Raw genomic sequence first — 20,472 nt, 5'->3', positions numbered from 1 at the left:
CGTCGTCTACGGGGCGATGTTCACTCGCGTGAAGGGCCACGCGTGCGGGGGGCGTTCGACAAGGTCCTCGGGCGGGTCGGGGAGGCGGCGGGGCGGGTTCGGGCCTACGGCGATCACGACGACGCGTTCGCCCGCGATGAAGACCTCCGTGCGGACCTCCGGGTCGGCGACGGCGTGGACGCCCTCGTCGAGCACCCAGCGCAGCAGTGCGGCGCCCTGCCCTTCGGCGGCCTTGGCCTCCCACATCAGCGTGTCCACCGCTACTCCTCTTCCGGCTCAGTGCCTTTCAGGCCGTCCCAGCGCCGCGCCCGCGGGTGCTCGAGTCCGAACTGGTCGAGCGTCCGCGCCACCACGTGGTCCACGATGTCCTCGATGGTCTCAGGCCGGTTGTAGAACGCGGGCACCGGCGGCAGCACGACCGCGCCCATACGCGAGAGCGCCAGCAGGTTCTCCAGGTGGATCTCCGAGAGCGGGCTCTCGCGCGCCAGCAGCACGAGGCGGCGGCGCTCCTTCAGCGTCACATCGGCGGCCCGCCCGATCAGCCCCTCGGTGTAGCCGGTTCGCACGGCCGCGACGGTCTTCATCGAGCACGGCGCGATGACCATCCCGTCGGTGCGGAACGACCCCGACGAGATCGGCGCGGCCTGCTCCCCCGGCCCCCACGAGAAGTCGGCGAGCGCGGTGACCTCCGCAGCCGTGTAGGGGGTCTCGAGTCGCAGCGTGGTGCGGGCCCAGCGGCTCATGACGAGGTGGGTCTCGACGCCGCCGGTGTCGCGGAGGGCTTCGAGGAGGCGGACGCCGAAGATCGCGCCGGTCGCTCCGGTGATGCCGACGACGAGTCGCATGTCCCCTCCAGCTTTCGTCGAAATGTGGCCCAGCGCACTTACAATCACGGCATGGTTCGTTACAAACTGGGCATCGCGGTCGCGGCCGCCGTGCTGCTCACGCTCGCCTGGGTCTGGCCCGAGGGCGCGGAGCCTCCGGCGAGCGCGACGACGGCCGCGACCGAGCCTACTGCGCCGTCCACGTCCGCGCCTGCGAGCGAGGGCGACGGGGAGGCCGAGGACACGAAGGAACCCGAGGCGACTTCGTCGAAACCGGAGCCGGAACCGAGCAACCCAGCATCCGACCCGACGACGGCCGCGTCACCTGCGGCCCCCGCCGAACCGACGCCGCCCGTGGCGGCACCGGCCGCGAACATGTACGACGGCCCGCTGGGGACCCGCAACCACACCGGGGACGACCGGGTGGCGCTCACCTTCGACGACGGGCCCTCGCCCGAGTGGACGCCGACAGTGCTCGACATGCTCCGCGAGCAGGGCGTCAAGGCGACGTTCTGCCTGATCGGAGCCTACGCGGAGGCCTACCCGGAGCTGGTCGCGGACATCGTCCGGGAGGGCCACACCCTGTGCAACCACTCGTGGTTCCACGAGTTCGACCTGGGCAGGCAGGGCGAGGAGGAGATCCGCGCGAACCTGCAGCGCACGAACGACGCGATCGTCAAGGCCGCGCCCGGAGCCGAGGTGAAGTACTTCCGGCACCCGGGCGGGCAGTGGACCGACCGGGCCATCGCGGTCGCCGCCGACATGGGCATGGAGTCGCTGCACTGGGCGGTGGACCCCTCGGACTGGGACAGCGCGAGGACCGAGGCGCAGATCCGCGACCACGTGCTCGAGCGGTCGAGCCCGGGCGCGATCGTGCTGCTGCACGACGGCGCGTCGAACCAGAAGGACATGTGCGGGGCGCTGGAGTCGATCTTCGCGGAGTTCTCGCGGCGCGGCTACACGTACACCGCGCTGTAGCGCCGCTAACGGAGGTCGGCGGGCATCTTGCGGCCGGGCAGGAGCGCGAGGAACGCGAGGGCGAGCAGGCCGACGCCCATGCCCGCCTGGGCGGGGAAGGCGAGGCCGAGGAGGCCGCCGCCGCTCTGGCCGCCGCCTGATTCGCGCGGCCCCGACTCGGGGGACGCGCCGCCGCCCGACGGGTCGGGGCTCTGCCCTTCACCGCTGCCCTGCGAGTCGGGGTCGGAGGTGCCGTCGCCGTCGTAGCTGGGGCTGGGCGTGGGCGAGCCGGGCGGGACCGGGTAGGTCTCGTCGGCGTTCGTCCAGTCCACATGGGAAATGGCGGATCGGCTTTCGGCGGCGTCGTCCGCGGTCGTGGCGCCGAGAATCGCGGGCAGCGAGAAGAGGCCCGCCACCCCGATCACGGTCGCGGCGAGCACCAGACGCGAGAGCCGGAACTTGCGCACAGGTACACCTTAGTCGTGGGACACCAGCGATGCTCGCCTGTCGGGGCATGTAACCCGAACGAGTTCGCTTGGCGGTCAAGCATGACGGCCCGTTCAGGCCCGGTCGCGGTGCGGCGGCGGTTGCAGCAGAGGAGGCGGACGGGTCAGGCGGCGGCCGCGCGGGAAGCGCGCCAGGTGCCCGCGACGACCGCGCCGACGAACACCGCGGCGACATACACCGCGAGCACCCCGTAGACCACAGTGGCCACTGCGGGAACGGTCGCCACACCGACCGCGGCGGCACTGATCGCGATGAGGCTGCGCGCGGGCCAGCCGAGGCCGAGGTCGCGGCGGGCCACCGGGGAGGCGGCCTTGTCGAGTCCGGCGGCGAGGTCGTAGAAGTACAGGGCGATCACGGTGAGCAGCGTGTACAGGACCGGCCAGGACACGCCCGCACTGATCCCCGCGGCACTGATCGCACCGAGTTCGACCGCGCGCAGCCCGGCCGGGATGAACCAGTCGAGCAGGCCCTCGTGGTCGGTGCGCGCCACCGAAGCGGCGAGGACCAGGGCGAGCGCGGCGAGCCCGAACGGCACCCACGGCGGCGTCCCGAGCGCGGCCGCCAGCACGGCGGCACCGGCGGCGAGCACCGCGGCGGCAGTGGCCGCGAACGGCGTCATGTCGCCGCCGACAGGACTGCGCGGCACGAGCTTCCCCAGCGGCCCGTCGTCGCGGTGCGCCGACCGGTCCGGGCGGCGCAGCGCAGCGGTACGGGCCGCGAGCGAACGCAGCGTCCGGCCCGCCGTCGTGTAACCGAGCGCGAGGAGCTGCCACACCAGCAGCGCGGTGAGCGCGACCTGCGGCCCGAACGCGACCGCGGCGACGGCCAGCAGCAGCCACCGCTCGCCCACAGGGGCGACGATCGTCCGCTTGATCCAGTACAAAGGCGTCCGGTGCGCACCCATGACCTGCTCGGACGCGGAGCCGAGCCGCTGCCCGAGGTGGGCGGCGCGGCCCACCGGCGGCGCGGACTCGCGTTCGCGCGCCTGCCGGACCACGGCCGTGTCGAGCAGGACCGCGTACCACGTGTCGGCGGTGTGGCGGATCGTCTGGGTCGCCATGGCGGCGATCGCGAGACCCCACGCGGCGGGCGCGGAAGCGCCGCCCGCGACGGCGCCCGCGGCGAGCCCGGCGTAGATCAGGAACTCCTTCGAGCGGTCGGCCATCATGTCGAGCCAGCCGCCGAAGGACGAGAAGTTCTGGGTGTACCGCGCGAGCTGCCCGTCGACGCAGTCGAACACGAAACTCGCGTACATGAGCGCCGAAGCGGCCAGGTACCACCACGACCAGCCCGCGGCGAAGACCGCGGCCGCCCCGACGGCGAGGGTGATCGACACCCACGTGATCGGCGTCGGCGTCCAGCCCAGGCGGGCCGAGAGCTTCACGAGCTTCGGCGTCCACGTCGACACCGCGTACGTCGCGAAGAAGTCGTCGTCGTGCTTGACCGCGTTCTTCAACCGCCACGCGTCCATGTCGACGGCCTCGAACGCCGCGATCGTCGCCAGGGCCTCGTCGGCCGTGTCGACCTGCCGGTGCTCCAGGCCGCCCGTCCGGTACGCGTTCACCGGGATCGCGCGGGCGTGCAGCGCCGCGAGCAGCGTCGCGAACGCGTCCCCCTCGGCGCGGCGCGGCCAGTGCCGCTTCAACCGCGCCAGGTGCGCGGCCGAGACCTTCAAGAGCCCGCCCAGACGCACCGGCCCCGGACCGGGCCCGGTGACCAGACCCCGCTCGACGTGCACCGGCGCGGCCGTCGGGTCGTCCCCGCCGACCAGCACACCCGAGCGCCGCGACGAGTCCGACAGGACCGCCGCCACGGTCGTTGGCGACGCCACCAGATCCGCACACGCCACGAACAGCGCGCCCTCCCCCGAGAACCCCAGCTCGGCGAGGTGGCGCAGGTCCGAGGCGGCATCGGCCGACTCGATCTGCGCAGCCTTCACCGGCCGGTCCGTCCCGGGCCTGACGAGCACGGTGACGTCGTCGCACCCGGCCTCGCGGATCTGCGCGATCAACCGGTCGAGCACCGTGCAGTCTTCAGATATCTCGGCGTGGCCGCCCGGAGCCGGCAGAATGACGGCTCGGCTCACCTGGCCGCCTCGACCGCTCCCGGGACGAGGGCCGGAGCGGCAGCCTGCTCAGCGGCGGCCTTCGCCGCCGCCTCACGCTTCTTCTTCTCGGCCTTCGCGTCCGCGTCGCGCTTCTCGGCCGCCTTGTACGCGTCCAGGGCCTCCTGGACCGTGCCGTCGGTCTCCAGCGTCCCCGCGTCCAGGAAGATCCCGCGCTTGCAGTACTTCTTCAGGTCGCCCTCGGAGTGCGACACGAACACCAGCGTGCGCCCCTGGTCCAGCAGGTTCGCGATGACCGCCTGGCACTTGCGCTTGAACGCCGCGTCACCCACGGCCAGCGCCTCGTCGACCAGGAGGATCGGGTGCGGCAGCTGCGTGATCACGCCGAAGCCCAGACGCACCTTCATACCCGAGGAGTAGTGCTTCAACGGCGTGTCCATGAAGTCCTCCAGCTCGGAGAAGTCCACGATCTCGTCGTACTTGGCCTTGATCTCCTTGTTGCTCATGCCGTGCAGCGCACCCACGAGGTTCACGTTCTCGCGGCCCGTCAGGTCGCCCGAGAAGCCGGCGGAGAGCGCGATGAGCGGGGCCACGCGGCCCTCCCGGCGCACGTACCCCTCGTCGGGGATGAGCACGCCGGTGATCAGGCGCAGCAGCGTGGACTTGCCAGTGCCGTTGCGGCCGATGATGCCGACGGCCTCGCCGGGGAAGATGTCGAAGTTGACATGGCGCAGCGGCCAGAAGTCCTGCGCCGCGGCGCCCTTCTGGTTCGCCGAACGCCTGACGAACAGGTCTTTGACCCGGCCTTTCTTCTGCTTGCCTTTCGCGAAGCAGATCCCGAGGTCACGAGCCTGAATGATCGGCTCTTCCATGGGGGCGGCCCTCCCGGACAGGTGGTTGACACAGCGCGCCAATAGTACCGCCCGGCCGTTTTCGGCAGCTCGCGGCAGATCCGAGAGCTTCCTCATGTCCGGCCGGAGGCCCTCCGTCAGGCCGCGCGCTCCCCTTCAGCGGCACGCCTGCGCTCCGCTGCCAGGCGTTCGACCTCGAACGCTGCCAGGATGCGGCGCAATGTGACCTCCGCGCGCTCGGCCGACGCACGAGCCTCCAGGCGCGTCTGGCGGCTCTCGTTCCACACCAGCCCCAGCCCGCCCAGGGTGATCAGGCTCATCAGCGATGAGACGACCCACACCAGGCGCTGGCCGCCGAAGAGGGCGACGGCGAGCAGCGCGAGGGCCCAGAGGGCTCCGGCGAAGGCCGCGACCTGCAGCGGGGAGGGCCGGCCGAACCGGACGTACACGGCTTTCAGCTTCTGCTTCATCGGCGCACTCTCATCTGGCGGCGGTACTTCGGACGGCGCCGGCCTGGGCGGGCGCTTCGACGTGGGCGGGAGCGCTGTCGAGGAGCTCCTTGACGAGCGCCCGGTAGGAGTCGTGGCTGAACCGTTCGCGGACGCGCTGCTGGGCGAGGGCGCTGCGCGCGAGGAACCGCTCGGGGTCGGCGTACAGCCCGTCCACCAATTCGACCACTTCGGACGGTTCGCAGTAGAGGGCGGCGTCGCCGAACGTCGGTTCGAACCGGGGCGGAAGCACGGTGACGCACCCGGCCGCGAGGGCTTCGAGGACGGCCCGGCCGAACGCCTCGTACTGCTGCGGGTGCGGGAAGTAGATCCAGAAGTCGAGCTGGTACAGGAACGAGTCGACGTCGGTCTCGTCGAAGCCGTAGCAGGTCCACGCCGACGGCGGGTCCTCCCCGGTGATGCGGGCGACCGAGGCCGCGCCGCCCATGACGCGGACGTCCCAGCGTCCGTCACTGGGGTACACGAGCGGGAGGTCGGCGGCGTTGGGCCACTTGGTCCAGTCGTCGCGGGAGTGGCGGCCGACCACGGGCAGCACGGACCGGAACCCGGTGCGGGCCGGGGCGATGTCGGCGGCGTCGAGGATGCCCGGCATGTCGAAGTCCGCCAAGGCGGTCGCGGTCAATCCTGCGAGCGCTTCGCGCACCTGCGGGCCCTGCGGGACCCACAGCGGTTCGACGCCGAACATGTCGGCGGCGTTGGCGTGGCACGCGTCGGGCACGTACCGGGTGTCGGAGCCGTCCCGCTCGTGCGGGGCCTGGTTGGCGAGCACGACCATCCGCTCGGGCCGCACGTTCGACACCTCGCCGGACCGGAACTGGAGGATCGGCGGGTAGCGCAGCACCAGCAGGCCGCACGTCACGTCGTCAGTGACGAGGACCTGCTCCACGCTCCCGTCGTTGACGAGCCGCTGGAACGGCTCGCACATCGGCCGGTCCTCGACGGTCATGTGCCGCCACGACTCCAGGTGCATGACCGCGACGCTCAAGCCTGCCGCCTTGAGGGCCTTGACCTCCTCGAGCATGGACTTCTGGGGGCCGCCGAACGGCCGCCAGTCGAGGCAGAACACGACGTCGAAACGGCGCGTGCGCTGCTCATCGCGGGCCACGGCAGCATGGTAGGGCGCCCAGAACGGCCGCCGCGCAGGGACGCGCGGCAGGTACGGGTCGGCGCCCGCGCGGATCTGGTCGTGCCACAACGGGTACGAGGACTGGTAGGCGCGCCGCGCCGGGTGCTTCCAGCCGGGCCCGAACTCCTCGCGCGACAGCGACCCGGGGGCCTGGCGCATGACCGTGTCGCGCACCCCCAGGCGGCGCACCGCGTCGTCGCCGAACGCCGCCGACACCCGGTGCAGGAACTCGGTGTCGGCGCCCTTGCGGATCTCGTCGTAGTACCCGACCCGGTCGAGCACGCTGCGGCGGAACATCATCGACGCCGTCGACACCGTCGTCAGGACCCTGCCCGGGCGCGTCACCGTCAAGTCCTCGTTGCACAGGAACGCCCGGCCCACGGTCATCTGCAGCTCAGATCCGGCCAGCAGCGGCGCGACCGAACGCGCCAGCCGCCCCGGTGCGGCCCAGTCGTCCGAGTCCAGGCCCGTCACGAAATCCCCGGTCAGCACGTCGAACGCGGTGTTGCGGGCCGCGAACGTCCCGCCGTTGCGATCCCGGCGCACCACCCGCACCCGATCGTCCAGCCCCGCAACCGCATCGAAGACCGCGTCGAACTCCGGCCCGGAAGCGTCGTCGACGACGACCACCTCCACGTTCGCCCAAACGCCCTCGACGAGCGAACGCACCGCCGTCAGCAGCGCCCGGCCCGGCCGGAACGCCGTCATCACCACCGAGATCCGCGGCCCCGACACCGTGTCGGCCGAAGCCGCACGCAACCGGTCGAACCACGGCTCACCGTCCTCCGAGGCCGGCTCGAGCCGCAGCTCCGGACGGCCCGCCACCGCGCGAAACCGCCGCAGCCAAGCCGCCTCCGCGCCACCCGCATCAGGGTGCGCCAGATCCGCCACCAGCGCACCGCGCTCCAGCACCGGCAGACGCCTCCCGTACCGCCGCAGCAGACCCCGCGCCTTCACCAAGTCCCCCAGCGCGAACGCCAACTGGGCGTGCACCATCGCCTCACGCGGGCCCACACGGCGCGGCCCCCCCGCATCGAGCGCGAAATCGAACAGCGCCAACGCATCCCGCCGGTCCTGTTCACCACCGGACTGCAGACCCACCACATACGCCAGCGACGCCAGCGCCCCCGCGTTCACCTCGAGTTCCCTTGCCGCGCCCCGGCCGCCGCGATGCGCGGCCGCGATCAGGCCCGGCAGGTCCGCACCGCGCGACGCGGCCCGCGCCAGCAGGTGGCGGGCCCCGCGAGAACGGGTCCGCAGCGCCGTCGCCGCCACCGTCCCCGGCGCCCGCTCACCCGCGCGGACCAGCAGGTCGTCGGTGAGCCGGACCGGATAGCGCGCGGTCTCATCAGCTATGTGCATCTCGTCCGTTCATCTCCAGGTTGCATTCCGCCCAGATCTTCGCGTGTCCAATGGCAATAATGCTGAATTGAACGCGAACAATTGTCCTCAGCCGCGTAAACAGATGCTGAACTAGGAAGCCGGTCAATCCTCATGAAAGACCCCGGGATATCGTGAGCGCGAAATGAGCGACTCACCGAAACGCCCGCGCATCGTCCGCAACGACTATAGGGCCCTGCACCCGCCCACCTCGGGTGATTGGAAGCCGAGTCTCGCGGTAAGCGTCGTCGTACCGGCATATGGCGGCCAAGCCGAACTGGACCTGGCATTGGCGGCCCTCGCCGCCCAGTCCTATCCGCCCGACCTCATGGAAGTCGTCGTCGTCGACGACAATTCCACGCCCCCGCTGCGCCTCCCCGACTTGCGCCCCGAACACACCCGCCTCGTCGTCACCACAAGCGAGTCATGGGGATCGGCGCACGCCGTCAACACCGGCGCCGGCCACGCCGACGGACAGGTCCTCCTGCGCCTCGACGCCGACATGCTCCCCTACCGCGACCACGTCGAAGCCCAGATGCGCTGGCACCACGCCGCCGACTACCTCGCCGTCCTCGGCCACAAGCGCTTCACCGAATGGGAACCGGGCCGCTTCACCCCCGAACAGGTCCACGAGAAAGTCCTCGCAGGCGAAGCCGAAGCGCTCTTCCCCGTCGAAGACGCCAAACCCCACTGGATCGAGAACGTCATCGCCGACACCGGCGGCCTCGTCCAGCACCACCCCGGGATCTTCCGCGTCTTCGTGGGCGCCACCAACTCCCTCCACCGCGACCTCTTCAAGTCCGTCGGCGGCCTCGACACCGACCTGCGCCTCGGCTCCGACACCGAGTTCGCCTACCGCCTCGCCCAGGCCGGAGCCGTGTTCGTCCCCGAGACCACCTCCTCCGCCTGGCACCTCGGCATGCCCCAGATGATCCAGAAATGGGACGAGGGCCGCCACCAGCGCGTCCCCTACATCGCCCAGCGCGTCCCCCTCCACGGCATGCGCCGCACCGCACCGCCCCGCGCCTGGCGGGTCCCCCTCGTGGACATGGTGATCGACGTCCACGACGCCACCGCCGCCGACGTCGACGCGTGCGTCGCCCCCGTCCTCTCCGGACCCGACGGCGACATCCGCATCACCCTCGTCCACGGCAACGGCCCCACCCCGCAGGACCGCGAGTCCATCCTCGCCGGAGACGGCGCCCAACTGCGCCTCATCGAAGAGGCCTACGACGCCGAAGCGCGCGTCCGCATCGCCACCGAGACCCCCGCACCCGACCCCGCCGCCCCCTACCGGCTGCTCCTCCCCAAACCGGTCCCGCTGCGGCCGGGCAGTGTCGGGAAACTCCTCGCGAACATGGAACGCGCCGACGCCGGACTCGTCCTCGCCGCACTCCCCGACGCGCCCCCCGCGCGCCTCGAACGCACCGCCGCATTCGCCCGCGCCCGCCACATCACCGGCGGCACCGGCCTCGACGCCACCGTCGCAGGCATCTGGGGCGCCGCCCAGTACACCGGCTTCGCCGCCCGCGAACCCGAAGCCACGGTGTACGAACCCGGCCCGCCCGACGCCGCCCGGCGCCTCGCCCGCCGCCTCTTCGACGCCCGCCAACGCGCACGCCTGCGCGCCCTCCTGCGACGGTGACCATGACCGCACCCGCACTGCGCGGCAACGACTACGGACCGTTGATCCGCCCCGGCGACGACTGGACCCCGCACCTCGCGGTCAGCGTCGTCATCCCCGCCCACGGCCACCAGCACAAGCTCGACGTCACCCTCGCCGCCCTCGCCGCCCAGACCTACCCCGCCGCGCTCCTGGAAGTCCTCGTCGTCGACGACGGCTCCGAACCGCCGCTGCGCCTGCCCGACATCCGGCCCGACAACACCCGGATCGTCGAACCCCTCCCCGGCGGCTGGGCCTCGGCGCACGCCACGAACTCCGGTGCCGCCCAAAGCGACGGCGACGTCATCCTGCGCCTCGACGCGGACATGCTCGCCTTCGACGACCACGTCGCCTCGCAGCTGCGCTGGCACCACACCGCCGACTACCTCACCGTGATGGGCCACAAGCGGTTCGTGGACTACCGCGAAGGCGACCTCGACCCGGCGGCCGTGTTCGACGCGGTGCGCGCCGGCAAAGCACCTGACCTGTACGACACCGAACGCTCAGAGCCGCAGTGGACCGAGCAGATCATCGACGCCACCGGCGGACTCCGCCAAGCCGACCACCGGGCGTTCCGCGTCCTCGTCGGCGCCTCGTTCTCGCTGCACCGCAGCCTCTTCGACGCCTCCGGCGGCATGGACGCCGACGTGCTGCTCGGCTCCGACACGATCTTCGGGTACCGGCTCCACCAGGCCGGGGCCGTGTTCGTCCCCGACGACCGCTCCTCCGCGTGGCACCTCGGCCCGCGCCAGATCGCCGAACGAGGCGAGCTAGCGAAGGCCTACCGGCGCCCGCGCATCGCCGGGCGCGTCCCCGAACTCGATCTGAAGCGGCCCAGGGCGTCCCGGGTCTGGCAGACGCCCCTCGCCGACATCGTCATCGCGACCGGGTCCAGTCCGGACCCCGCCGTCGAGTCGACTGTGGACACACTGCTGGCCGGTACGGCGCCCGACATCCGCATCACCCTCACCGGCGACTGGCCCGAGCCGCACACCGGCCGCCACGCCATGCTCGACGACCCGGACCTCGACGCCCGGCTCCTCCTCGAGGCCTTCAACGGCGAACCGCGCGTGCGCTTCGCCGCCGAATTCCAGCCCGATCCCCAAGTGCCGTACGTGATCCGGATGCCCGCTGCGGCACGCCCCGGACCCGACACGGTCACCTTGATCACCGGCTACGCGAGCCGGCACCGGCTCGGCCTCGTCGAAGCCGCCTGCCCTGAAGGGGCCGTCACGCTCGAGCGGGCCGCCGCCGCGGCGCGGGCCGCGCACCTCGGTGTCGGCATCGACCAGGTGTGGGGCAGCGCCCGGCTCGCCGGGCCGCTCAACGAAGTGTTCGGGCGTTCAGGAACCGGAGACGCGCGGAGCGGGCAGCGTGGGCTGCGCGGCAAGGCCCGCCGTCTCGTCCGGCGCGTGCTGGGCGACTGAGGCGCCCACCGAGCTGTTCGCCGACGACGCCTCGACCTCCGAGGCCTCCGGCGAGGGCGCGGGCACTTTCGGCCGGGTCCGGTTGACGCGCTTGGCGATCCGGTACACCTGCCGGAACGCCTCGTACCCGACGTAGGCGCGGGCGGCCAGGAGCCGCTGCTTCAGGCCCGTCACGCCGGCGGCGGGCCGCCATGCCTCGGGGCCGGGGTGGTAGCGGCGGTACAGCTCGGAGGTGCGGCGGAAGAACTCGCGGCGCTTCTTCGGCTCGACCCGCTCGGTGTTGCCGATGACCAGCAGCAGGTGCCACACCATGTGGTTGAACAGGGCGACGCGGACCCCTGCGTCCTCGACGTCCTCGAAATCGTCCCAGGTGCGCTGCCACTGCGTGAACACGTCGAAATGGCGGTCGTCGCGGGTGCGGGTGATCGAGGACCCGGCCCGCTGGCGCCACTGGTAGCAGCATTCGACGACGACCGCGATCCGCGCGGCGCGGCGCAGCAGCGCGTACGTCCACGGGATGTCGGTGTACCAGCCGGTGGGGAAGCCGAGGCCGGTGCCGGTGAGGAACTCTCGGCGCGAGACCTTCGTCCACGGGGTGTGCGTGTAGTCGACGATGCGCGGCCATTCGGCGAGCGTGAATCCGGCCGGGTCGGCGGGGCACTGCTCGGCCAGCCCGGGGAGCTCGCCCGTCTCGATGACACCGGTGTCGCGGCGCTTCTCGTGCTGCACCAGCACGACATCCGGCGGGCGGGGGCCCGAGACGGCGGCGAGCACGCGCTCGACCGCGCCGGGCTTGAGCTCGTCGTCGGCGTCGACGAACCACACGTAGTCGCCCTTCGCCTGCGCCAGACCGAAGTTGCGGGCCGGGCCCGACCCGCCGTTCACCGGGGTGCTGATGACCTTGACGCGCGCGTCGCGGGCGGCGTACCGCTCGGCGACCTCGCGGGAGCCGTCGGGCGAGCAGTCGTCGACGACGACGACCTCGAGCTCGTCCCCGCCGCCGTCGACGACGGTGTCGAGGCAACCGGGAAGGTACTCCTCGGCCTCGAATACGGGGATGACAATGCTCAGAGCGGGCATGTGTCGATAGTAGCCCCAACGGCACACCCGCATTGACCGGAGAATAGGACCCGTGTCACGCCGCAGATAGGGCATCGGCGCATGTAAACGGCGGATTTCCGAAGCCATTGGGAAGCCATTCCGCGCGCCGTGCCGACACGCAAAAAATGGTGAACTCTTTTCGAGCAGCAGGTGAACAAGCAGGCAATGCGACGAAAAATTGGATTCGAGGTGTCGTCGATATGAACAAACTACCTACAACAACCTGCGTCTCCCCTGGTCAGGATAGTGGCGGCCACCATTGCTAATGTTGGTCGCAGCATCCCTGAGACGTCTCCGAATCGCAAAGGACTCCACTGTGGCAACTGTTGAGCAGACCCACGTCGACCTGGTCGTGGTCGGGCAGGGGTACGTCGGTCTGCCGCTCGCCCAGGCCGCGATCGCCAAGGGCCTCACTGTGGTCGGCCTCGACCGCTCGCAGGCGGTCGTCGACGCGCTCAACGCCGGCTCCAGCCACATCGACGACGTCTCGGACGCCGAACTCGACACCATGCTCCGCGGCGGGTACGCCGCTTCGACGGACGTTTCGGTGCAGGCCCGCGCGAAGGCGATCGTCATCTGCGTGCCCACCCCGCTCGGCGAGGCCGGCGGGCCCGACCTCGCCGCCGTCATCGGCGCGTCGCACGCCGCCGGGCGGCACGTGCAGCGCGGCGCGCTCGTCGTCCTGGAGTCCACCACCTACCCGGGCACGACCGAGGAGGTCGTCGCGCCGATCCTCCGCGAGGAGTCCGGCCTCGAGCCGGGCGTCGACTTCCACCTCGCGTTCTCGCCCGAGCGGGTCGACCCGGGCAACCCCGTCTACGGGATCGTCAACACCCCCAAGGTCGTCGGCGGCCTCACCGCGGCGTGCACCGCGGCCGCGAAGGGCCTGTACGGGCGGTTCATCGACACGATCGTCGAGGCCAAGGGCCCGCGCGAGGCCGAGATGGCGAAGCTGCTGGAGAACACGTACCGGCATGTGAACATCGCGCTCGTCAACGAGATGGCGGTGTTCTGCCAGGAGCTCGGCGTGGACCTGTGGGACGCGATCAACCTCGCGAAGACCAAGCCGTTCGGGTACCAGGCGTTCTACCCGGGGCCGGGCGTCGGCGGGCACTGCATCCCGATCGACCCGAACTACCTCTCCTACAAGGTGCGCACCCTCGGGTACCCGTTCCGGTTCGTGGAGCTCGCGCAGGAGATCAACAACCGGATGCCCGAATACGTCGTGCAGCGCGCGATGGCGAAGCTGAACGCGGACGGGCTCGCGCTCTCGCGCGCCCGGGTGCTGCTGCTCGGCGTCACCTACAAGCCCGACATCGCCGACCAGCGCGAGTCGCCCTCGACCCCGGTGGCGCGCAAGCTCATCGCCGCGGGCGCGGAGCTCGCCTACCACGACCCGCACGTGCCGACCTGGTCGGTGGGTTCGCAGCAGGTCGAGCGCGTCCACGATCTCGCAACCGCGAAGGCCGACCTGATCGTGCTGCTCACCAACCACAGCGAGTACCAGGCGGCCGCGCTGCCCGCCGGTGTTCCGGTGCTGGACACCAGGGGTGCGCTGCGGGGCGTCGAGGGCGTGGAAGCCCTCTAAGCCGGTGGACCGCCCCCGGGCAGTCCCCCGCCCTCCCAAGGGGGGCGACCCCGATTCAAGTGTTTCGCGGGGGTCCGACAGAAAACCGCCGTTCTTACCGTCGTAAACGAAAATGTCACCCGAAAGGGTGAGCAAACCGCCGCGAGCCTCACGGCTCGCGGCGGTTTCGCGTTCCCCTTCGGCGCCTAGGCGACCGCGCGGGCGAACTTCCTCGTCGCCCACCACACCAGCACGATCGTGAGCGCCCCGAGGATCACCGGGGCCTGCCACACCACCGCGGTCGACAGCTCGCCCGCGAACAGGTCGCGCGAGGCCTGCACCGCGTAGTAGAACGGGTTGAAATCGGCCACGTTCTGCAGCCACTGCGGCGCCATCACCATCGGCAGCATGATGCCGGAGATGAGCATGATCGGCTGCACGAGCGTGTTGATCGTCGGCGCCATCGCGTCCTCGCTCTTGAGGATGATCGCCAGCCCCAGCGACACGGCCGCGAGCATGAACGCCGTCAGCATCACGATGAGGAGCATGAGCCCCACGCCGGGCCAGTAGATGTCGAGCTTCCCGGTCAGCGACGCGAGCAGCACCAGCGCGAGCGACTGGAACAGCGTGGTCGTCACCGTCGAGAGCGTGCGCCCGAGCATGAGCGCGACCCGGCTGACCGGGGTGACACGCATCCGCTCGATCACGCCCTGCCGCAGCTCCGCGATGAGGCCGAAGCCGACGAACGCGGAGCCGAACAGCGCCATCATGATGATCAGGCCGGGCACGAACGTCTCCATCGCGCCGCTCTCGAAGCCGGGCATCCCGTCCATCGGCTCAAGCAGCGGCGCGAACAGGAACAGGAAGTAGATCGGCTGCACCAGCATGACGATGAGCCACACCGGCTGCTTCAGGTTGAGCTTCATGGCCCGGGAGTAGACGAGCCAGGTGTCGCGGACGGTCTTCACCGTTATTTCTCCTCTCGCAGCGACCGGCCGGTCTGCTTCAGGAAGACGTCGTCGAGGCTGGGCCGGTGCAGCTCGATGGAGGCCGGGGAGATCGCGGCGGCGTCGAGGCCGCGCAGGAGCTCGGGGAGGGCGGCCGCGCCGTCCTCGACGTAGAGGCGCAGGACCGCGACGCCCGTGGCCGGGTCGGGTGCGCCCGCCTCGACCTCGCGCACGAAGTCCTTGGCGGCGAGCAGGTCCCGGGCCTCGTCGGCGCGGTCGGCGACGCCGACGGCGACGACGTCCCCCGCGACCTCCTTCTTCAGTTCGAGCGGCGTGCCCTCGGCGACGATCTCGCCGTGGTCGATGATGGCGAGCCGGTCGCACAGGGCGTCGGCCTCGTCGAGGTAGTGCGTGGTCAGGAAGATCGCGGTGCCGCGGTCGCGCAGCGCCCGCACCTCGTCCCACATGTGGGCGCGCGACTGCGGGTCGAGGCCGGTCGTGGGCTCGTCGAGGAAGAGCAGCTTCGGCTCGTGCATGATGCCGAGCGCGATGTCGAGGCGGCGCTTCTGGCCGCCGGAGTAGGTCTTGACGTTGCGGTCGGCGTACTCGCCGAGCTGGAACGCCGCGAGGACCTCGACGGCGCGGGCCTGCGCGGCCTTCTTCGACATGCCGTACAGGCGGCCCTGCATGACGAGTTCCTCGCGGGCGGTGACCTCGCCCCAGGTGCCGCCGGCCTGGCCGACGTAGCCGATGTCGCGGCGGACCTTCGCGGACTCCTTGGCCAGGTCGTGGCCGCAGACGACGGCGTGGCCGTCGGTGGGTTCGATGAGGGTGCTGAGCATCCGCATCGTGGTGGTCTTGCCGGCGCCGTTGGGGCCGAGGAGGCCGAAGACCTCGCCTTCCTTCACAGCCAGGTCGACGCCGCGGACGGCCTCGACCTCCTTGCCGCGGGACTTGAAGGTCTTCTTCAGCCCCTTGGTCTCGATGAGCATGGGTACCTCACGGGTGGGTCGAACGATGTTCCTATTTCCTTGTTCAACGTTGACTATAGCGAGGCGGTATCTGAGAGCACAACCAGGTATACGAGAGCCCGACAGATTAGTCAAAGCGATAATATTGCGGCATGTGGAGTACGCGTCTTCTCGTCCTCGGCCTCGTCCGGTGGCTCGGTCCCGTCCACGGCTACCTCGTCCGGCGGGAGCTGGACACGTGGCGGATGCCCGGCAAGGCCGAGATCGGCGCGGGCTCGATCTACCACGCGCTCAAGCGGCTCACCGCCGACGGCCGCATCGAGGTCGTCGCCACCGAGTCGGTCGACGCGCGCCCGGCCCGCACCACCTACCGGATCACCGCGCAGGGCGAAGCGGAGTTCCAGCGGACCCTGCGCGAGAAGCTGTGGGAGGTCGAGGGCGGCGAGGACCCGTTCGCCACCGCCTGGTCCTTCGCGCAGGTCCTCACCCCCGCCGAGAACATCGCGCTGCTGCGCCAGCGGGCCGAAGTGCTCTACTCCCGCGTCGAGCAGGTGACGGTGCTGCTGGCGGCCACCACCCCGGTATTCACACCCGGCGACGAGGGCGCCTTCGTCCCGGCGCACGCGCGCGCGATGATGAAGCGCCAGATCGACCTGTGGATCACCGACGCCGAATGGTGCGAGGACACGGCCGCCCGGATCGACACCGGCGACCTCGTGCTCGGCCACGACCTCGACGCCGAGCACGCCGAGTACTGGCGGGAGGCGATCAAGGGCGACCGGTTCCTCGACAACACCCGGGAACGCCAGTCCATGCTCGAGGACCTCGAACACTCCGGCGACGACCTGAACGGCCGTTTAGGAGATCATGCGAAAAAATCGACAACCCTCCTTATGGAGACCCTCCAAAGCCTGGGCGGTATATGCCAGTTCATCCACGCCCTTAGTGATGGCGACCCCCCAACCTCCGATACACGGCCATTACACTGCGGAACGTGCGCAAGGTTTTGATCGCCAACCGCGGCGAGATCGCAGTGAGAGTCATCCGGGCCTGCCGGGACGCCGGGTACGAGTCCGTCGCCGTCTACGCCGACGGCGACCGCGACGCACCCCACACCCTCCTGGCCGACGAGGCCTTCGCCCTCGACGGCCTCACCGCCGCCGACACCTACCTGCGGATCGACAAGCTCCTGCGGATCGCCGAGCGCTCCGAGGCCGACGCCGTCCACCCCGGGTACGGGTTCCTCTCAGAGAACGCCGAGTTCGCGCAGGCCGTGATCGACGCCGGCCTCACCTGGATCGGCCCCAGCCCGCAGTCCATCCGCGACCTCGGCGACAAGGTCACCGCCCGCCACCTGGCGATGAAGGCCAACGTGCCCCTGGTGCCCGGCACCAAGGACCCGGTGAAGGACGCGAGCGAGATCCTCGCGTTCGCCGACGAGCACGGCCTGCCCGTCGCGATCAAGGCCGCCTTCGGCGGCGGCGGCCGCGGCCTCAAGGTCGCCCGCGAGCGCGACGAGATCCCCGACCTGTTCGAGTCCGCCGTCCGCGAGGCCGAGGCCGCGTTCGGACGCGGCGAATGCTTCGTCGAGCGCTACCTCGACCGGCCCCGCCACGTCGAAGCGCAGGTCCTCGCCGACACGCACGGCAACGTCATCGTCGTCGGCACCCGCGACTGCTCGCTCCAGCGGCGCCACCAGAAGCTCGTCGAAGAGGCCCCCGCGCCGTTCCTCACCCCAGAGCAACGCGCGATCATCCACAACGCCGCCAAGGCGATCTGCAAGGAAGCGGACTACCACGGCGCCGGGACCGTCGAGTTCCTCGTCGCCGTCGACGGCACCATCTCGTTCCTCGAAGTGAACACGCGCCTCCAGGTCGAACACCCCGTCTCGGAGGAGACCAGCGGCCTCGACCTCGTCCGCGAGCAGTTCCGCATCGCCTCCGGCGAAGCCGTCCCGCTCACCGAGGACCCCGCACCGCGCGGCCACTCCATCGAGTTCCGCATCAACGGCGAAGACCCGGGCCGCGGGTTCCTCCCCGCCCCCGGCGCCGTCACGAAGCTGCGGCTCCCCGCCGGGCCCGGCGTCCGCGTCGACACCGGCATCGAAGAGGGCACCGTCATCGACGGGAACTTCGACTCGCTGCTCGCCAAGGTCATCGTCACCGCGCCCACCCGCGAAGAAGCGCTGCGCCGCTCCCGCCGGGCCCTCGCCGAGATGGAGGTCGAAGGCCTCGCCACCGTCCTCCCGTTCCACCGGGCCGTGATCGAGGACCCGGCGTTCGCCGAGGACTTCACCGTCCACACCCGCTGGATCGAGACCGAGTGGGACAACACCCTCGAGCCGTACGGCGCGGGCGCCGCGTCCGGCGGCGACAGCGAGGAGCGCACCAGCCTCGTCGTCGAGGTCGGCGGCAAGCGCCTCGAAGTGTCGATCCCCGCCGGGCTCCTCAACCCGGTCGCATCGAACAAGCCGAAGAAGCGCGGGCCCAAGAAGCAGGCCGACGCGGGTCCGGCCATCGGCGGCGACGGCCTTCCCTCGCCCATGCAGGGCACCATCGTGAAGGTCGCCGTCCACGACGGTCAGTCCGTCGTCAAGGGCGACACCATCGTGGTCCTCGAGGCCATGAAGATGGAGCAGCCCATCGAGGCGCACAAGTCCGGCACCGTCTCCGGGCTCGAAGTCGGCATCGGCGACGTCGTGGCTGCCGGGGCCCCCATCTGCCAGATCTCGGAGTGATCCACGTAACCGATCTGTCAGATCGCAGACTTACAACCGGCCGTTTGTAGAGGGACAATAGTCAGTGCTGTGCGTAGCACCACAAGCACTGCTCTCATCGACCGAAATCAGGTTAGGGTTCCCGGCGGCGGAAATCCTCCGTCCGGAACCCGACCACTCCCTACAGGGGGACAGCCATGCGCTTCATCGACGGACAACCCGGCCACGACCTCACCTACTCGGACGTGTTCATGGTCCCGAACCGGTCGAGCGTGGCTTCCCGCCTCGACGTCGACCTGTCGACCGACGACGGCACCGGGAACTCCATCCCGATCATCGCGGCCAACATGACCGCGGTCTCGGGCCGGCGCATGGCCGAGACCCTCGCCCGCCGCGGCGCCCTCGCGGTCATCCCCCAGGACATCCCCGTCGACGTGGTCGCCGACGTCATCGCCCGGGTCAAGTCCCGCCCGCTCGACTGCGACGCGGCCCTGACCCTCCCGCCCACCGCCACGGTGGCCGAGGCGATCGCCCTGTTCCCCAAGCGCGCCCACGGCGCCGTCATCGTCACCGACTCCGAGCGCCGCCCGCTCGGCGTCGTCACCGAAGCGGACTGCCGCGGCGTGGACCGCTTCACACAGCTCGAACAGGTCGCCTCCGACCGGCTCGTCACCCTGCCGACGGGCATCTCGAACGCCGAGGCGTTCAAGATCCTCGAAGACGCCAACATCAAGCTCGCGCCCGTCCTCGACGCCGAAGGCCGCCTCCACGGCGTCCTCACCCGGTCCGGGGCCCTGCGCAACACCATCTACCGGCCCAACACCGACGCCGACGGGAAGCTCCGCGTCGCCGTCGCCATCGGGATCAACGGCGACGTGACCGGCAAGGCCGCCGCGCTCGTCGAGGCCGGAGCCGACGTGATCGTCGTCGACACCGCCCACGGCCACCAGGAGAAGATGCTCGACGCGCTCAAGCTCGTGCGCGACGCCGCCCCGAACCTGCCGATCGCCGCCGGGAACGTCGTCACCGCCGAAGGCGCCACGGACCTCATCAACGCGGGCGCGGACATCATCAAGGTCGGCGTCGGCCCCGGCGCGATGTGCACCACCCGCATGATGACCGGCGTCGGCCGGCCCCAGTTCTCCGCGGTCCTCGAATGCTCCGCCACCGCCCGCCGCTACGGCAAGCACGTGTGGGCCGACGGCGGCGTGCGCCACCCGCGCGACGTCGCCCTGGCGCTCGCCGCGGGCGCCTCGAACGTCATGATCGGCTCCTGGTTCGCCGGGACCCACGAGTCCCCCGGCGACATGCACTACGACGCTGACGGCAGGGCCTTCAAGGAGTCCTTCGGCATGGCCTCGGCCCGGGCCGTCAAGGCCCGCAGCGCGAGCGACTCCTCCTTCGACCAGGCCCGCAAGGCCCTGTTCGAGGAGGGCATCTCGACCGGCCGCATGTACCTGGACCAGAAGCGCCCCGGCGTGGAGGACCTGCTCGACTCGATCGTCGCGGGCGTGCGCTCCGCGGCGACCTACGCCGGTGCGACGACCTTGGAAGAGTTCCACGAGCGCGCCGCTGTTGGTGTGCAGTCCGCGGCGGGCTACACCGAAGGTGCGCCGGTCCCCAGCAGCTGGTAAGTGCCGCAAGCGAATCCGTGGGCGTCGGCCGGTTGGCGGGCGCCTGCGGTGTTTCGGTGCCCGCGCTGGTTCGCGCTTGTGCTCGTCGCGTGTTAGGGGCGGGGGGGGGGGGGGGGGGGGGGGGGGGGGGGGGGGGGTGTTTTGGGGGGGGGGGGGGGTGGGGGGGGGGGGGGGGGGGGGGGGCGGGGGGAGGGGAGGGAGAGGAAGGAGAGCGGGACGGCGCGGGA

General features: G+C 71.0%; 17 protein-coding genes. 7 read left to right on the top strand and 10 right to left on the bottom strand.

What is annotated here, in order from left to right; translation table 11 throughout:
- Nucleotides 1–6 precede the first annotated feature (6 nt).
- A complete protein-coding gene (locus ACZ60M_RS17090; RefSeq protein WP_465419112.1) occupies nucleotides 7–258 on the bottom strand; it encodes a hypothetical protein in 252 nt (83 codons plus the stop codon).
- Between the two features lie 2 nt (nucleotides 259–260).
- Entirely contained in the window at nucleotides 261–845 is a 585-nt protein-coding gene (locus tag ACZ60M_RS17085; RefSeq protein WP_465419110.1) for a non-oxidative hydroxyarylic acid decarboxylases subunit B, read from the bottom strand.
- A 51-nt stretch (nucleotides 846–896) separates the two neighbouring features.
- On the opposite strand from ACZ60M_RS17085, the gene ACZ60M_RS17080 reads away from it, so the two are divergent.
- A complete protein-coding gene (locus tag ACZ60M_RS17080; protein WP_465419108.1) occupies nucleotides 897–1,802 on the top strand; it encodes a polysaccharide deacetylase family protein in 906 nt (301 codons plus the stop codon).
- Between the two features lie 5 nt (nucleotides 1,803–1,807).
- Here ACZ60M_RS17080 and ACZ60M_RS17075 read toward each other — a convergent pair whose 3' ends face one another.
- The 5 genes from ACZ60M_RS17075 to ACZ60M_RS17055 form a co-directional block, all read right to left on the bottom strand.
- Nucleotides 1,808–2,248, bottom strand: coding sequence for a hypothetical protein (locus tag ACZ60M_RS17075; protein ID WP_465419106.1), 441 nt, complete (start codon nucleotides 2,246–2,248; stop codon nucleotides 1,808–1,810).
- A gap of 143 nt (nucleotides 2,249–2,391) precedes the next feature.
- Nucleotides 2,392–4,374 (bottom strand): CDP-alcohol phosphatidyltransferase family protein, encoded by a 1,983-nt coding sequence (locus ACZ60M_RS17070; RefSeq protein WP_465419104.1) that lies wholly within the window; start codon nucleotides 4,372–4,374, stop codon nucleotides 2,392–2,394.
- Nucleotides 4,371–5,225: an ABC transporter ATP-binding protein gene (locus ACZ60M_RS17065; protein WP_465419102.1), complete on the bottom strand. Its 855-nt coding sequence runs from the start codon at nucleotides 5,223–5,225 to the stop codon at nucleotides 4,371–4,373. The genes ACZ60M_RS17070 and ACZ60M_RS17065 overlap by 4 nt, the downstream gene beginning before the upstream one ends.
- A gap of 116 nt (nucleotides 5,226–5,341) precedes the next feature.
- Nucleotides 5,342–5,674, bottom strand: coding sequence for a hypothetical protein (locus ACZ60M_RS17060; RefSeq protein WP_465419100.1), 333 nt, complete (start codon nucleotides 5,672–5,674; stop codon nucleotides 5,342–5,344).
- Between the two features lie 10 nt (nucleotides 5,675–5,684).
- Complete coding sequence (locus ACZ60M_RS17055; protein ID WP_465419098.1) at nucleotides 5,685–8,201, bottom strand: glycosyltransferase; 2,517 nt, start codon at nucleotides 8,199–8,201, stop codon at nucleotides 5,685–5,687.
- Nucleotides 8,202–8,364: 163 nt separating this feature from the next.
- Between ACZ60M_RS17055 and ACZ60M_RS17050 the strand changes: the two genes are divergently transcribed.
- The gene (locus ACZ60M_RS17050; protein WP_465419096.1) at nucleotides 8,365–9,864 is read left to right on the top strand and encodes a glycosyltransferase family 2 protein; all 1,500 of its coding nucleotides are present in this window, start codon (nucleotides 8,365–8,367) and stop codon (nucleotides 9,862–9,864) included.
- Nucleotides 9,865–9,866: 2 nt separating this feature from the next.
- Nucleotides 9,867–11,309 (top strand): glycosyltransferase family 2 protein, encoded by a 1,443-nt coding sequence (locus tag ACZ60M_RS17045; protein ID WP_465419094.1) that lies wholly within the window; start codon nucleotides 9,867–9,869, stop codon nucleotides 11,307–11,309.
- Here the strand turns inward: ACZ60M_RS17045 and ACZ60M_RS17040 are convergent.
- On the bottom strand, nucleotides 11,226–12,389 hold the full coding sequence (locus ACZ60M_RS17040) for a glycosyltransferase family 2 protein (protein WP_465419092.1): 1,164 nt from the start codon (nucleotides 12,387–12,389) through the stop codon (nucleotides 11,226–11,228). The two genes, ACZ60M_RS17045 and ACZ60M_RS17040, sit on opposite strands and share 84 nt — an antisense overlap.
- A 337-nt stretch (nucleotides 12,390–12,726) precedes the next feature.
- Here ACZ60M_RS17040 and ACZ60M_RS17035 point away from each other — a divergent pair, with 337 nt between their 5' ends.
- Nucleotides 12,727–13,998, top strand: coding sequence for a nucleotide sugar dehydrogenase (locus tag ACZ60M_RS17035; RefSeq protein ID WP_465419090.1), 1,272 nt, complete (start codon nucleotides 12,727–12,729; stop codon nucleotides 13,996–13,998).
- Nucleotides 13,999–14,183: 185 nt separating this feature from the next.
- Here the strand turns inward: ACZ60M_RS17035 and ACZ60M_RS17030 are convergent, their stop codons facing one another.
- Nucleotides 14,184–14,945 carry an ABC transporter permease gene (locus ACZ60M_RS17030; protein ID WP_465419088.1) on the bottom strand — a complete coding sequence of 254 codons (762 nt, stop codon included), beginning with the start codon at nucleotides 14,943–14,945 and terminating at the stop codon, nucleotides 14,184–14,186.
- Between the two features lie 2 nt (nucleotides 14,946–14,947).
- Nucleotides 14,948–15,916, bottom strand: a complete 969-nt coding sequence (locus ACZ60M_RS17025) for an ATP-binding cassette domain-containing protein (RefSeq protein ID WP_465419086.1) — start codon at nucleotides 15,914–15,916, stop codon at nucleotides 14,948–14,950.
- A gap of 131 nt (nucleotides 15,917–16,047) precedes the next feature.
- On the opposite strand from ACZ60M_RS17025, the gene ACZ60M_RS17020 reads away from it, so the two are divergent.
- The 3 genes from ACZ60M_RS17020 (at nucleotide 16,048) to ACZ60M_RS17010 (ending at nucleotide 20,245) form a co-directional block, all read left to right on the top strand.
- Entirely contained in the window at nucleotides 16,048–16,905 is an 858-nt protein-coding gene (locus ACZ60M_RS17020; protein ID WP_465419085.1) for a PadR family transcriptional regulator, read from the top strand.
- Entirely contained in the window at nucleotides 16,890–18,632 is a 1,743-nt protein-coding gene (locus ACZ60M_RS17015; protein WP_465419083.1) for an acetyl/propionyl/methylcrotonyl-CoA carboxylase subunit alpha, read from the top strand. The genes ACZ60M_RS17020 and ACZ60M_RS17015 overlap by 16 nt, the downstream gene beginning before the upstream one ends.
- 176 nt (nucleotides 18,633–18,808) lie before the next feature.
- Nucleotides 18,809–20,245, top strand: a complete 1,437-nt coding sequence (locus ACZ60M_RS17010; protein ID WP_465419081.1) for a GuaB1 family IMP dehydrogenase-related protein — start codon at nucleotides 18,809–18,811, stop codon at nucleotides 20,243–20,245.
- The last annotated feature ends 227 nt before the right edge of the window (nucleotides 20,246–20,472 follow it).

The sequence above is a fragment of the Glycomyces sp. NPDC050141 genome, assembly GCF_055586545.1.
This window is presented reverse-complemented; position numbering and strand designations above follow the sequence as displayed.

Excerpts from the sequence above, each read along its gene's own strand:
- ACZ60M_RS17085 (WP_465419110.1), bottom strand. The coding sequence starts at position 845 with ATGCGACTCGTCGTCGGCATCACCGGAGCGACCGGCGCGATCTTCGGC.
- ACZ60M_RS17080 (WP_465419108.1), top strand. The coding sequence starts at position 897 with ATGGTTCGTTACAAACTGGGCATCGCGGTCGCGGCCGCCGTGCTGCTC.
- ACZ60M_RS17065 (WP_465419102.1), bottom strand. The coding sequence starts at position 5,225 with ATGGAAGAGCCGATCATTCAGGCTCGTGACCTCGGGATCTGCTTCGCG.
- ACZ60M_RS17060 (WP_465419100.1), bottom strand. The coding sequence starts at position 5,674 with ATGAAGCAGAAGCTGAAAGCCGTGTACGTCCGGTTCGGCCGGCCCTCC.
- ACZ60M_RS17055 (WP_465419098.1), bottom strand. The coding sequence starts at position 8,201 with ATGCACATAGCTGATGAGACCGCGCGCTATCCGGTCCGGCTCACCGAC.
- ACZ60M_RS17050 (WP_465419096.1), top strand. The coding sequence starts at position 8,365 with ATGAGCGACTCACCGAAACGCCCGCGCATCGTCCGCAACGACTATAGG.
- ACZ60M_RS17045 (WP_465419094.1), top strand. The coding sequence starts at position 9,867 with ATGACCGCACCCGCACTGCGCGGCAACGACTACGGACCGTTGATCCGC.
- ACZ60M_RS17040 (WP_465419092.1), bottom strand. The coding sequence starts at position 12,389 with ATGCCCGCTCTGAGCATTGTCATCCCCGTATTCGAGGCCGAGGAGTAC.
- ACZ60M_RS17025 (WP_465419086.1), bottom strand. The coding sequence starts at position 15,916 with ATGCTCATCGAGACCAAGGGGCTGAAGAAGACCTTCAAGTCCCGCGGC.
- ACZ60M_RS17020 (WP_465419085.1), top strand. The coding sequence starts at position 16,048 with ATGTGGAGTACGCGTCTTCTCGTCCTCGGCCTCGTCCGGTGGCTCGGT.
- ACZ60M_RS17010 (WP_465419081.1), top strand. The coding sequence starts at position 18,809 with ATGCGCTTCATCGACGGACAACCCGGCCACGACCTCACCTACTCGGAC.